The organism is Sphingobacterium sp. NPDC055346 (genome assembly GCF_053645235.1).
Genome location: NZ_JBSHMI010000005.1, coordinates 422,275 through 435,904 on the forward strand (window position 1 = coordinate 422,275; position 13,630 = coordinate 435,904).

Consider the following 13,630-nt stretch of genomic DNA (forward strand, 5'->3'; position numbering starts at 1 on the left):
GTCAATGTTTTAAAGATGTGGTGTTGATTTGATCAAATGCTATAAATTCTCTTTTGGGAGAACCGCATAGACCACAGGTATAATCTGCAGGTAGATCGTCGAAGGCGATACCTGGTTCTATTGACGCTAATACATCCCCATAAGCGGGATCATAAATACTGAGGCAATGTGGGCAGCGGAATAATGATTGCTGCGGGGCACATTGCGAAAACTCCGGTAAATCGGAGGGATGATGTTCAGGCTCCGGATTGCTGTTTTGTAATGTGGCATCGTAACAGCAATCACAAAGTGTTTTTAGCGTCGCGGGTAACGATTTCTCTGTTACGCGTTGTTTATAGAGAACGAGGTTATAAGAGTTGGCCTTGAAATCTTGCGTGTGGAAAACATCGAAGTAAGGTTCACTGTTCCCATCGTTGATCTGTTTGATGATAATCGAACCCCAGATGCCACTGTTTGATCCAATCTTAATGCCAAAACAAAGTCGGTAAGTTCGAATATTCCAGCGATCAAAATACCTGACGATGGAACGCTTCAACTTTAGCGCTGGTTCGCACCAGTCTTCGATTTGCCAATTTAGCTCGTTGGAGGCGTGGCGCAGGTTAATACGGTGTTTGTCGAGAATGATATCCCATTCTTTACGATCTTGCTGTCGGATGTCTTTAATAATGAGTGAACGCCAGGGCGTCGTATACATCTGACCTACCCGGGATGTTTGGCAAACGTTGCAAACGTCCAGCAAAAAGGAAACGGTGTAACACTCGTCTGGCCGATAAATGCCTAGCCAATATTTATCGTCATATTGGTTAAAACCTTCATAATAGGGAAGACGGAAATCCGATTCCGTTAGCGGTTCTTGAACTTGTTGAAAATGAAACGCACCCGACGCTCTAATTTTTAATTCCAGATCCGCACATACAGCAGCAATGTCGTCTTCTGCTATATCTTTGTTATCCATTATGGCGCTTTCCAGTTCCTTGCTGATGGCGGCAATATCCATGGAATAAATGAGTGATGACCAGCTTCTTACTTGATTTGTTTTGGGCCAACGGATATAGACATGCCAATAATTGCCTACTCCGGAGGATACAAAATTCAAATTACCGGTATAATAAGATACAAAAGACTGATTCGCATCTACAATGTTGATCTTTAGTTTGGGCGTAAATTCAAAGGACGCTAAAATATCTTTATAAATTCCCTCTCTCAACCAATGCGGCTGATTGTAAAGACCATCGGCCACATAAGAACTTACGATATTTGGATAGTGATTTTCATTTACTTCATACAGCAGTTCTTGACTAAAGAGCTGATATTCGATATCTTCCATTTGTGTTGGAGTGGCTGAAAAAAGCAGTTGTTGGCGTGTGCCGATCTTCACGGTTTTAACCCCTGTTGCATGCGCTGCTTCCAGTATGGCCTTGAAATCACCCACCGATACATAACCTCCAGGTAGATTGATTTTCACGCGTTTCCATTCCTGTTGTATCTGCTTAGCCATTCGTAACCTCCATTTCTTCTTTTTCTGCCAAAAAACTATCCAAAATTGCCATCACTTGCGGACGGCATGAGCCGCATCCTGTTCCGGCACCACTGGTTTCGCATAATGTTTTTAGCTCCGTGCATCCGGATTGGATGAGCTTTTGCAGGTTCCCTTCTCCGACCTGGCTACAGCTGCAAATCAACTTACCGATAACGGGTTCTTTTGCACTGCCGCTACGCAACAATTGTAACCGTTTTTCACTAAGTTCTGTCTTGTTGGTGATTAGGTCTTTGAATTCTAGAAATTCATTCTTATCACCAATGAGTACAGCGCCTACTAAGCGATCTTGATGGATGATACATTTTTTATAATAGCGTTTTGCCTTGTCTATAAACACAATTTCTTCGTATTCATCATTTGGACAATCCACGATGCCGATGCTACACAAATCAAAGCCTTGAATTTTGATAATATTCATAAAAACAGAGCCTGGATAGACACTGCCGATATCACCGTTATGATAACGTGCCACGACGGAGCTTTGCTGTTCGGCGGCTGCCGTAAAACCGTACATTATGCCTTCAAATTCTGCAATTTCGCCGATAGCATATATCGAAGGATCGCTTGTTTGCAGCCTGTTGTTTACCACCACACCCCGCTGACAGTGCAATCCAGCAGCTTTTGCCAGCTCAATATTGGGTGTCGTACCGATGGCAACGATGACAGCATCGCATTTAATCTGAATACCGCTTTTCAGTTCTACTTTGTTGACTTTGCTTCTGCCGTAGTAGAGTTGTACCTCGTCGTTATAAAAGACATCACAGCCTTGGTCAATCATCTCTTCATGGAGCAATTGACTACCGAGGACATCCAATTGCCGGTTCAAAAAACGCGAAACACGCTGGACAACCGTAACCCGTACGTCCATCTCCCGCAGACTTGCGGCCATTTCTAAGCCCAACAATCCACCACCGATAATGACGACAGAAGAATCTTTCCGAAGATATTTACGGAGGTTGTCCGCATCCGAACGTCGCCGAATACTAAAGATACCCGGTAATGTCGGAATGTCTTTGGGCATTGTCGGTCGGCTTCCTGTACCCAGAATGAGTGTGTCATAAGGTGTTTTTATCCCACGTGAATCTTCGACATATTTATGCTCGCGATCGATACGGGTCACGATAACGCCTCTGATATGGTTAATGTTGTAGACATTCTTTTCTTCCTCATCCCGCATTTTGACGAGTTCCTCCCATTGTTGGTCGCCGCTTACATAATGTGGTAGCATGACCCGGTTATAAAAGGGCAGGTTTTCATTGCTGATCACGGTTATCTCATCCCTTGTATTGATTTCTCGAAAAGCTTTGACGAAACCGAAAGCCCCGGCACCGGCGCCGACAATCACAATGCGCTCAAAGGGCTTCTCGTAAGGAACTACCTGAACGGCGCAGAATTTGAAATCCGGTTCTTTTGAAATGGGATCGAGCAGCGGGTTGGTGAGGTTATTTGCCCGATGTAAGTCCGTGTCACCGAGCTTTCCCCAGTGCATGGGTAAAAAGACACATCCCGGTTTTATGCTGGTGCTGAGGCTGGCCTTGACGCGTACATTACCGCGACGTGAAGAGATTTCGACCAATTGTCCTTCGGTGATGCCGAGTTGTTTGGCATCATTGTGATGGATTTCGAGGGTGGACTCGCTGATATGCTGTTTCAGCTTGCTAACTTTACCCGTTTTGGACATCGTATGCCATTGGTCTCGGATGCGTCCGGTGGTCAGAATAAAAGAAAAGGCCGCATCTGGTAATTCGCTACGCAGATCGGTATCCGGACTGTGGATAATGGCTTTCCGGGACGGTGTATAGAAGTCATGATCGGCAAATAAACGCGTTGTTCCTATTTTTCGCCGCTTATTGTAAGGCCATTGAATGGTTTTATGTTTGTCGATCTGTGTATAATCCAGACCTTCGATATGCAGATTGGTCTTTGCGGTAAGCCGGGTATGTTCTTTGTATATGGCTTCGGTGTTTGGATAATCAAAACCTGCAAAGCCCATTTTTTTGGCAAAACGACAAATAATTTCAGCGTCAGGAAGTGCTTCGCCCGGTGGGTCGATGATTTTGTGCAAATGACTGATCCGACGTTCGGAATTGGTCATCGTTCCTTCTTTTTCTGCCCAGGCAGCTGCGGGCAAAATGACATCGGCATAAGCTAAGGTTTGGGGCTTGTTACTGATCTCCTGCACCACGACAAATTTAGCCTTTTCCAAGGCCTGTTCTACTGTTCGCGTATCGGGTAGGCTTGTCAATGGATTGGTACATAATATCCAGACGGCTTTTAGCTTGCCGTCGGCCAATGCCTCAAACATTTCGGTAGCTGTAAGCCCCGGTTTGTCGGATAGGGCAGTTCCGCCCCAAAAATCAGCCACTTCCTGCCGATGGGAAGCGTTTTTCAGATCGCGATGCGCAGGCAGCAAGTTGGCAAGACCACCAACCTCCCGACCGCCCATGGCATTGGGCTGCCCGGTCAGCGAGAATGGACCGGAGCCGGGTTTCCCGATTCTGCCGGTAATCAAATTGAGGTCGATGAGCGACAGGTTTTTATCGACACCTTTCACACTTTGATTAAGACCCATTGTCCACATGGTCAATAGGGTTTTCGATTCGCCAATATAGCTCGCCGCTTGACAGATTTCATATTCCGATATGCGACAGATGTCTGCGGATTCCTTTAGCGTGCGCTCAAACACACGTGCCTTGTAATCTTCAAATCCCTCGGTGTGATTTTCGATAAAATCGCAATCAATATCGCCGTTTTCAATCAGCAACCGACCAATAGCATAATTCAGAACCATGTCTGTACCCGGTTGGATCTGTAGGTGTAGATCGGCAATAGCTGCGGTGTCTGTTTTCCGGGGATCGACCACAATGATTTTTGTGTGTGGATGATTTGCTTTGTGTGCTTCTACCCGACGCCAGAGAATGGGATGACACCAAGCGGGGTTAGCTCCTTCTACTAAAAAGCAATCGGAGAGCTCGATATCATCGTAGCAAATAGGCACGGAGTCCTCCCCAAGAGCCATTTTATAGGCAGCAACGGCACTACTCATGCATAGGCGTGAATTGGTGTCTATATTGTTGCTGCCTATAAAGCCTTTTATCAGTTTATTGATGACGTAATATTCTTCCGTGAGGCATTGACCGGATGCGTAAAAGGCGACCGCATCCGGACCGTATTTATCCATCATCGTACGGAATACAGCGGCTGTACGGGTGAGCGCATCTTCCCAGCTGACCCGTTGCATCGGCATATTTCGGTGATACCGCATTTGCGGATAAAGTAGACGGTCGGACTTATCGTTGACCGTGTACTGCAGATTCATGCCCTTGCTGCATAATTTCCCCCGATTAACCGGATGTTCTCCGTCGCCTACTACCGTTACTGCATCGTGTTTATCTAGCTGAATTTTCACACCGCATCCGACACCGCAATAACAGCAGGTACTTGTTACTTCTGTTTCTTTCATGTCTGACAAAAGGCAAATCAATTCCTATTTTTACTGTTGAAAGTCGAGCTTTCCTGTCTCTATACTATTCTTGATTGCTGGCTTTGGCTGGAATCTGGTCAATGTAACTAACAAACCTATGAGTACGACCCCTGCGCCGATATATTGAAAGGCATCGGCATAGGTCAGGTTTTCTGACTTGAACAGAAAACCAACCAGCATGGCGCCAATGTTTCCACCGGCACCTACTATACCGCTGACGACACCAATATTATTTTTGTTGATAAAGGGGACGATTCCGTATGTACAGCCATTGGCCATTTTCAGAAACAAGGCGAAGATCAGCATGGAAGCAACGGCAAAAGCCAACGTCCCCGAAGCAGCAAACAACGCGATGCCCAGACCTTCTAAAACCAAAAGCAACCCTAACAATGCCCCTTTTCCCTTTAGCCCGAATCGCTTGCCGACGTTGTCACTTACAATGCCTCCCATCGCACGGGCAAAAATATTCATGCCTCCAAATATACCGGCCATAGCACCCGCTACAATGATACTCGTGCCAAAACGGTCTATAAAAAATATGGCTGCCACATTATCTACGGTAATCTCAATGCCGAAGCAGGCGGCGTAAGCGAGTGTCAATACCCATACACGATAGTCTTGCAATGCTTCCACAAGTGATCCCTTGCTTTTTTTCTGATAGGCAGACGCATCCTTTTTCTGTAAATCGCTAAAATTCCCTGCAGGTGCATCTGTCGTGTATCGGTAGTAAATAAAAGCCATGATCAGAAGGATGACGCCAGGAACAACCATGGCGAGTCTCCAGGAATCCGCTTCGCTAACAAAACCCATCGCGGCAAAACCCGCAGCAATTAATGGCATAACCAAATTGGTAACGCCACCGCCGAGATTTCCCCATCCACCGGTTACGGCATTGGCGGTACCGACAATATTGGGCGCAAACATCATGGATGTATGAAATTGGGTGATGACAAAAGAAGCTCCAACAATTCCTATACAGAATCTGAACAGCAAAAAAGAGGCATAACTGTTGCTTAGGCCGATAAGCATGATCGGGATAGCACCCACAACTAATAAAATGGTATAAGTGAGGCGTGGACCCAGTGTGTCGCACAACTTCCCGATCAATAAGCGGGCAATAATGGTGGCGGAGACGGACGCTATAATGATATTACCGACCTCACTCTTGGTCAAATTCAGCTGATCGCGAATCATGGGCATCAGAGGCGCGACACCAAACCATCCGAAGAAACAGAAAAAGAACGTTATCCAGGTGATATGGAATGTACGCATCTGAATGCCTTTGAAGGAAAAGATGTTGAGCTTTGAAAGGGGGGATTGATTCTGTTGCATCGTTAGTATGGTTTAATGATATTAAAAAAAGGGTGTAAAGAGAGTACCGGTATGCTGTCGTTTTCTGCAATTACGTGTTTGTTATGGACATGCCAGCCGATACCATCGCATCCGACAGTAGCTGTTATATCTCCGGAGCCATGGTGAGGCTTCCAGGTGTATCCATATTCCCCGGCATGCCGAAAAACAGGAAAAAACTCATCGAGCGAAGATTTCTTAAATCTGGGAATCGTTAATGTCGACGTTTGGAAGCGTTCGTTCGTAAACCCCAGACATCCGTGGAGATAATCCTCTACAAATAGTTTGAAGGTCATGAAACATGATAAGGGGTTTCCGGGCAACGCAAATATGATCTTGCCTTCTGGTAAGAATCCGACCAAAAGGGGTTTGCCGGGTTTAATGGAGACTTTATGAAATAGTATCTCTACGCCCAGTTCTCGTAAAATCTGGGGCACATGATCGGCATCGCCAGCAGAAACACCTCCGTTGATCAGGATGAGTTGCTGCTGTGTGGCTTGTTTCAGGGCCGCTGATAACGCTTTGGGTTCATCAGACACATGCTGACAAGACCGAATGGGCAACTGCCATTGTTCGCAGAGGGCGCGCAATAGATGTTGATTACTGTTGCGGATTTGAAAGTGCTCCGGTTGCTGCTGGATATCGACCACTTCATTGCCGGTGGTGACAATCCCTACTGTGGGCATTTTATAAACGGGTGCTTGGTGGATGCCCAAAGCTGCTAATGTTCCGATTAGCGAGATATCACAAACGCGGGGCGCGGTAACGGCCAGTTCGTTTTTCTTTAGATCTTCGCCTCGTTGTGCAAGGTGTTGCCCACGCGAGATAGATTCACGGCGAATAAGAGCCGTACCATTTGGTGTAAAGGTTAGATCCTCTTTCCTGATAATGGTGTCCGCGGGAATAGGGCAGGCTGCACCGGTCATAATCTTATAGCATTCGCCGGTTGCAATAGTTGTAGGAGTTTCCATCCCCGCAAAAATTGTTGTCCGAATACGGAATTCCCGGATGCCGTTATTCCAATCTTCCATGCGTATGGCTACTCCGTCCATTGCTGCACGATTGAATGGAGGATAATCTCTATCCGCGAAAATGGGATAGGCCAGTATGCGATTTAATGCTTGGGCGAGAGGAATGCGCTCTGTGGGAAGCTGCTTTACCATGCTTCGAATCTTATCCCGGGCTTCCAGATAGGTTAACATATTAATGTCCTCCTCCCATTATCATTTTTCGGGCATGAAACAAGGCAGGCAAAATAGCTTCTAAACATTCCTTCACACCGTTGGTGCTTCCGGGTAACGTAACGATAAGTGAATTGCCGATTGTACCTGCAACAGACCGACTCATCATAGCCAATGGTGTGCGTTGCTGTCCGTGTCCGCGCATAGCTTCGACAATTCCGTCTGCCCTTTTGTCTACCAATTCGGAAACAGCTTCCACCGTTACATCTCGTGGGCCCAATCCGGTTCCACCGGTCGTAAAAACAAACTGTATGTCTCGGTCAACCCAAGTTTTGATGGCTTGTTGGATACGTGGTTTCTCATCCGCAACGATTTGGTAATCCAATACTTGTGTGCCGGTGGTCAGCAATATTTCTTCGATTTTCCGACCACTGTTATCCTGCCGCTGTCCGTTGGCGGTGGCATCTGAACAGACCAAAATAGCGCAGGTGGCAAGGGGTGCTAAAAAGCGATTATGGTCAGATTTACCGCCTGTTTTATTTGCTAGGCGAATATGGCCAATCTCCAATTGATTGTCGAAAGGCTTCAACATGTCGTAAAGCTCGAGTGCTGCTATGGATGCAGCAGTAAGCGTCTCCATCTCTATACCGGTACGACCTATCGACTTGGCAGATACCGTGATCAATATCCCGGCACTCAGCTGCAGTTCGGTAAAAAAATCTGGATGGGAGCTGGAATAGATATATTCGAAATCGACCTGCATCGCGTCAATATTAACCGGGTGACAGTGAGGCAATAGTTGTGGGGTGGCCTTTGCCCCCAAGAATGCTGCTGCGCGAGCAACATCAAACAGGTTTCCTTTGGGAAGTTCATCCCGTTGGATTTTGACAGCTGTTAACTCGGTAATATAGATCACTGCATGAGCTAGAGCTGTGCGTAATGTGCTTATTTTATGGGTTATATCTCTCATGCTTTCATTTCTGAGGTGGTCTCTGTTGGATCGGATTGCAAACTGGAAAAATTAATGACGCGTTTCTGAAGAGAAAGCACATCGAATAAAAGCAATTTACCCGTCAGTTTGTCTGGCAAATCCAATACTACTTTGATGGCCTCGTTTGCCATCAACATACCCGCTATCATACTGCCGATGACGTACGTGCCGGATACTTCACAACGCATGCCTTCCGCAGCTGGCTGCAGGGTGAATAAATCGTCTATGGCCAGGCGTTGCGCTTCATAGTTAAAAACGGTGATCTGCACTTCAGAACGAAAAATAGATCCGTAGATGACTGGTGTACCGAGCTGAATACCCGTATGGCCGATTAATAAGCGGGAAGGAAAGTTGTCCGTTGCATCGATGACGATGTCATATTCAGAAAATATCGAATGGATATTGGTTTCGTTTGCAAAAAACGGATATGCGATGAAGAGGGTATCTTGATAACGTATCTTTAATTGGGTGATAGCAGCCGCAGTTTTCAATGTTCCGACTTGTGCTGGAGTATAGAGATATTGGCGAGCCAGATTTTTGAGCTCAACTTTATCGCCGTCTAGTATTCCGATATATCCAATGCCACTAGAAGCTAATGCTGAAACCGCAGGGCATCCCAATCCTCCGGCACCAACCACCAGAACGCGGGTAGATTTTAATTTGTCCATACCTTTTTTGCCGATAAATGACAGCTGAAGATGATCACTGAAAAATCTGTTATCCATTTCTCTTTTCTTGTTATAGTTTACAGCCCAAGCCAGCTCCTAAAGTCCATTTGCCATTGTCGGCATTTGTCTTGGGTATATAGAATGCTGGTAGCTGTAGCGCCAGATGCTTAAAAATCGTTAATGTAGCACCAAAGCCTAAAGTGGGGGTAAACGTAGCATTCTTTACGACGGAGGCATCTTCTTTAATTTTGATAGACGGTAAGAATCCTAACGTGAGATTCCATTTCTGTGTAGTATATTTCACGGCAGGTCCGGTACAATTAATGTATGCGCCGTTGTCCGCATAACCCGCTACAATAATACCGTCAAAAGCTTGTGCGCTAATTTTTTTATGCTGCGCATGTACAGCTGCTGTCAGCATGATAGATGCCATCGTACAAAAGGTGCGGTTTGTCTTCATGTTTGCAAAGGATTATTTGTTGATCGCCATCTTATATTAGTTCTGTAATGCAATATATACGAACCCGTCTTCCACTTTTACCGGATAGGTCTTGATGGCGCATTCATCGCCAGAGAGACATTCGCCGGTGTCCAGTGCGAATGTTTTCTTGTGAAAAGGGCAGGCAATCTTGGGTTTATCTCCTAATGATCCAATCATACCGCGACTAAGGATCATTTGTTTTTTATGAGGGCATTCGTTCTGTGTGGCGTACCATTCATTACGGCGCTTGAAATAGAACAGAGCAACCTGCTGATCCTCTAGTTTTAAACAGATACCTCCATTCTCAATGGTGTCTTCTACGCGACAAGCTAATTTCCATGAAGTGGTTGTTAACATTTCCATAATGATATTGTGTTAAAGTTTCGTATTTATTTGATTAATATGTTATTGGGGCATTCCAGTCGGCCGCTTTCTTTTGCCCGCGCATTTCTTCGAATTTCACTGTTTCATCTTTCTCGGAAGGAGCATTCACAAAATGAACAAACCGCTTGCGTATATCAGGGTTGTTAACCGCAACCTTCCATTCACATTGATAGGCGTCTACTAATGCCTGCATCTCTTTTTCCCAAGTTTCCGCCATTCCAAGACTGTCTTCCACCACAACATTCCGGAGGTAATCGACGCCGCCTTCCATTTTATTCAGCCAAGTGGCCGTACGTGTTAATGGATCGGCAGTGTGTATATAAAACATAAGGAACCGGTCTAGATAGCGTATACAAGTTTCACTATCGATGTCACTCACCAAGAGATGCGCATGTTGAGGTTTGCTGCCGCCGTTTCCGCATACATACAAATTCCAGCCCTTTTCCGTGGCAATGATTCCAAAATCCTTACTCTGCGCTTCGGCACATTCCCGGATACAACCGCTGACGGCGGATTTCAATTTGTGGGGAGATCGGATCCCACGATACCGTTCTTCGATCTGAATAGCAAAGGATACACTATCGTGAAGACCAAAACGACACCACGTACTTCCTACACAGCTTTTTACCGTGCGTAAAGCTTTTCCGTAGGCATGTCCACTTTCAAAACCAGCTGCAATTAACTCTTCCCATATAAAAGGAAGGTCATTGAGGTGCGCGCCAAACATGTCGATGCGTTGTCCGCCCGTGATTTTGGTATAAAGCCCATATTTCTTAGCGACTTCGCCGATAACGATCAGTTTTTCGGGTTGGATTTCTCCTCCCGGTACGCGTGGTACAACAGAATAGGTTCCACCTCGTTGTATATTGGCCAAAAAGCGGTCATTGCTATCTTGGGCCACATCATTTCCCTTTCCCAGTATCATTTCGTTCCAAAGGCTGGCTAATAGCGAAGAAACTAGGGGTTTACAGACTTCACAACCGTGCCCTGTTCCAAGATTGTCCAGTACACTGTCGTAGGTTCTTAGATCATGAATCTTGATGAGATCAAATAGCTCTTGTCGACTAAAATTGAAATGTTCACATAAGGTATTGCGAATATATTTACCCTGTTTCTTCATGGTATATGCTACCAGGTCTTTGACCATAGGGACACAGCCACCACAACCAGAACCGGCTTTCGTGCATTTCTTGATATCATCGGCATTCTCACATCCTTGCTGACTTACCGCATTACATATTTGAGCCTTTGTAATGCCTTCGCAGCTACAAATCAACGCCGTGTCGGGCAAGGCTTCCAGTCCTGTGCCGGCGGGTTTACTTTCATTTTGTTCTCCTAAAAGGAGCGTTTCGGGGTGTTCCGGTAGCGGCATATTGTTATTTACAGTCTGTAATAACATATTGTAACTCGCTGCTTCACCCACCAAAATACCACCTAATAGCCTTTTACCATCCGGACTGATATTGAGCCGTTTGTAAATACCTTTATTCTTGTCTTCCAGAAGAATGGTCCGAGCATGAGGCTCCGTGATAAATGGATCTCCAAAACTAGCCACATCGACGCCCATTAATTTTAGCTTTGTGCTCATGTCGAAACCAGAAAAAAACTTTTGTTCGCCAGAAATGGTAGTTGCGGCGACCTCTGCCATTTCGTATCCAGGAGCTACCAAGCCATATATCATATCGTTATAAAGGGCGCATTCACCGATAGCGAAGGTGTGAGGGTCGGACGTGCGCATGCTCTCATCGACGACGATTCCTCCGCGAGGTCCAATAGCCAGTCCCGCAGCTTTTGCTAACTCATCACGAGGTTTGATGCCTGCCGATATGATCAAGATATCGCTGTCCAATTGCGTGCCATCAGCGAATGCAAGCCCTGTTATTTTATTTTTGCCTAGTATTTGGGTTGTGGATTTTTGCAGAAAGCAGGTCAATCCTAGTGCCTGTAGCTTGTTTTGTAATAGACTGCTAGCCATGTCGTCAATTTGTCTGGGCATTAGTCGTGGAGCAAATTCCACAACAGCTGTTTCTTTTATCCCGAGATCTACGAGTGCTTTTGCTGCTTCCAGACCTAACAATCCACCGCCAATGACCGTACCTTTATTTGCGGCCGAGGCATATGCTTTAATTTGGTCAAGGTCTTCGATCGTGCGATATAAAAATACCCCTTCTTTGTCGACACCGGGAATTGGGGGGACGAAAGCAGCCGATCCGGTAGCTAGGATGAGGTAATCGTAATCTATCTGGATATTCTTTTTGGAATGGATGCGTTTTTTTTCAATATCAATGTCTACAATAGGGTCATGGAGATATAAATCAATATTATTTTCTTCGTACCACTCGTTTTTTGACAAAAATAAATCATTTAATGTCTTATTTCCGAAATAATCAGTGAGATGTACACGATCATAAGCCCTAATTGGTTCCTCGCCGAACACTATTAGCTTAAAATTGCTGCCTTTTGTTGTTAATTTTTCGCAAAACTTATGACTAACCATTCCGTTTCCGATTACTACGACTGTTTTTACGTTCATTTTTCAAATATTTAGAGGTAAAAAATGATTTTTCGTTATTTATTTTGCTAATTTATGTTTTTGATATCAGTAAATGAAATATTTTCATGATATATATCATATTATTTTATATTTTTGATTGATTTGTGGTAAATTTTAATGATTTTTATATGGTAAATCGGTTAAAATCTCTAAAAATAGTCGGCTCTGGTCCGGGTGATCCGGAATTATTGACGATAAAAGCGTATAAAAGCATAAAAAACGCCGAGGTAATACTGTATGATAACCTAATTAATGAAGAAATACTCCATATTGCTTCGGAAAAATGTCTAAAAATATACGTGGGAAAGCATCCGTACGGAAAATACATGCCACAGGAAGATATAAATACATTAATAGCTTATTATTGTGGACGTTTTTCCAATGTGGTAAGGTTGAAAGGAGGCGATCCGTACATATTTGGTAGAGGATTCGAAGAATGGTTTGTTGCAAAGGAGTTGGAGATCGAGGTAGAATATATTCCAGGGATCAGCAGCATGCAAGGTGTAGGATTGAGTGATATACCGCTGACACATCGTGGTGTTAGTGAAGGCGTATGGGTCTTGACAGGTATGAAAAGAAATGGTGATATCGCGACTGATCTTTCGTTAGCGGTTCGCTGTAATTCTACAGTTGTTATATATATGGGTATGCGTAAATTGGCAGAAATCGCACGGATCTATCTGATGAATGGTGAGGGGGATCGCCCGGCAGCGATCATTCAGCGGGCTTCCAGGGCAGATGAAAAGAAAGTGCTATGTAAGGTTAAAGACCTGGTGAAGGCGAGTCAGCAAGCAGGGATGTCTCAACCTGCTATTATTGTTATCGGAGAAGTTGTTGAGCTACAATACACCCTATCATCCTTGTTGCGGCAGAAGCAAAACATTATATAATCATTCTAATGGTTATCACATCTGTCCTAAATAAATTTTTGAGCGTATAAAATTTACCTTCTTCTATTAATTAGGAAAGCTTTTGTTAAAAAATCAAATTATATCCT

The 13,630-nt window shown here is 44.8% G+C and carries 10 protein-coding genes; 1 reads left to right on the forward strand and 9 read right to left on the reverse strand.

The genetic code is table 11. The features are described from left to right. Position 1: 1 nt before the first annotated feature. The 9 genes from ACWICE_RS12855 to nirB are packed head-to-tail and all read right to left on the reverse strand — an operon-like array spanning position 2 to position 12,612. On the reverse strand, positions 2-1,498 hold the full coding sequence (locus ACWICE_RS12855; protein WP_093099109.1) for a rubredoxin: 1,497 nt from the start codon (positions 1,496-1,498) through the stop codon (positions 2-4). Next, a complete protein-coding gene (locus tag ACWICE_RS12860; RefSeq protein ID WP_093099108.1) occupies positions 1,491-5,003 on the reverse strand; it encodes a nitrate reductase in 3,513 nt (1,170 codons plus the stop codon). Before ACWICE_RS12860 ends, ACWICE_RS12855 begins: the two co-directional genes overlap by 8 nt. Before the next feature lie 30 nt (positions 5,004-5,033). Continuing rightward, positions 5,034-6,356, reverse strand: coding sequence for an MFS transporter (locus tag ACWICE_RS12865; RefSeq protein ID WP_454298512.1), 1,323 nt, complete (start codon positions 6,354-6,356; stop codon positions 5,034-5,036). Positions 6,357-6,358: 2 nt separating this feature from the next. Continuing rightward, entirely contained in the window at positions 6,359-7,576 is a 1,218-nt protein-coding gene (locus tag ACWICE_RS12870) for a molybdopterin molybdotransferase MoeA (protein ID WP_312695877.1), read from the reverse strand. 1 nt (position 7,577) lies between these two features. Then, positions 7,578-8,525 carry a bifunctional molybdenum cofactor biosynthesis protein MoaC/MoaB gene (gene moaCB, locus ACWICE_RS12875; RefSeq protein ID WP_454298513.1) on the reverse strand — a complete coding sequence of 316 codons (948 nt, stop codon included), beginning with the start codon at positions 8,523-8,525 and terminating at the stop codon, positions 7,578-7,580. After that, entirely contained in the window at positions 8,522-9,271 is a 750-nt protein-coding gene (locus tag ACWICE_RS12880) for a HesA/MoeB/ThiF family protein (protein ID WP_093099102.1), read from the reverse strand. Before ACWICE_RS12880 ends, moaCB begins: the two co-directional genes overlap by 4 nt. Positions 9,272-9,284: 13 nt before the next feature. Next, positions 9,285-9,674, reverse strand: a complete 390-nt coding sequence (locus tag ACWICE_RS12885) for a hypothetical protein (RefSeq protein ID WP_236736527.1) — start codon at positions 9,672-9,674, stop codon at positions 9,285-9,287. Between the two features lie 36 nt (positions 9,675-9,710). Then, complete coding sequence (gene nirD, locus ACWICE_RS12890) at positions 9,711-10,058, reverse strand: nitrite reductase small subunit NirD (RefSeq protein ID WP_223857586.1); 348 nt, start codon at positions 10,056-10,058, stop codon at positions 9,711-9,713. Between the two features lie 34 nt (positions 10,059-10,092). Beyond that, positions 10,093-12,612, reverse strand: a complete 2,520-nt coding sequence (nirB, locus tag ACWICE_RS12895) for a nitrite reductase large subunit NirB (RefSeq protein WP_093099099.1) — start codon at positions 12,610-12,612, stop codon at positions 10,093-10,095. Positions 12,613-12,761: 149 nt separating this feature from the next. On the opposite strand from nirB, the gene cobA reads away from it, so the two are divergent. Further along, positions 12,762-13,523, forward strand: a complete 762-nt coding sequence (cobA, locus tag ACWICE_RS12900; protein WP_093099097.1) for a uroporphyrinogen-III C-methyltransferase — start codon at positions 12,762-12,764, stop codon at positions 13,521-13,523. The last annotated feature ends 107 nt before the right edge of the window (positions 13,524-13,630 follow it).

Excerpts from the sequence above, each read along its gene's own strand:
- ACWICE_RS12855 (WP_093099109.1), bottom strand. The coding sequence starts at position 1,498 with ATGGCTAAGCAGATACAACAGGAATGGAAACGCGTGAAAATCAATCTA.
- ACWICE_RS12860 (WP_093099108.1), bottom strand. The coding sequence starts at position 5,003 with ATGAAAGAAACAGAAGTAACAAGTACCTGCTGTTATTGCGGTGTCGGA.
- ACWICE_RS12865 (WP_454298512.1), bottom strand. The coding sequence starts at position 6,356 with ATGCAACAGAATCAATCCCCCCTTTCAAAGCTCAACATCTTTTCCTTC.
- ACWICE_RS12870 (WP_312695877.1), bottom strand. The coding sequence starts at position 7,576 with ATGTTAACCTATCTGGAAGCCCGGGATAAGATTCGAAGCATGGTAAAG.
- moaCB (WP_454298513.1), bottom strand. The coding sequence starts at position 8,525 with ATGAGAGATATAACCCATAAAATAAGCACATTACGCACAGCTCTAGCT.
- ACWICE_RS12880 (WP_093099102.1), bottom strand. The coding sequence starts at position 9,271 with ATGGATAACAGATTTTTCAGTGATCATCTTCAGCTGTCATTTATCGGC.
- ACWICE_RS12885 (WP_236736527.1), bottom strand. The coding sequence starts at position 9,674 with ATGAAGACAAACCGCACCTTTTGTACGATGGCATCTATCATGCTGACA.
- nirD (WP_223857586.1), bottom strand. The coding sequence starts at position 10,058 with ATGGAAATGTTAACAACCACTTCATGGAAATTAGCTTGTCGCGTAGAA.
- nirB (WP_093099099.1), bottom strand. The coding sequence starts at position 12,612 with ATGAACGTAAAAACAGTCGTAGTAATCGGAAACGGAATGGTTAGTCAT.
- cobA (WP_093099097.1), top strand. The coding sequence starts at position 12,762 with ATGGTAAATCGGTTAAAATCTCTAAAAATAGTCGGCTCTGGTCCGGGT.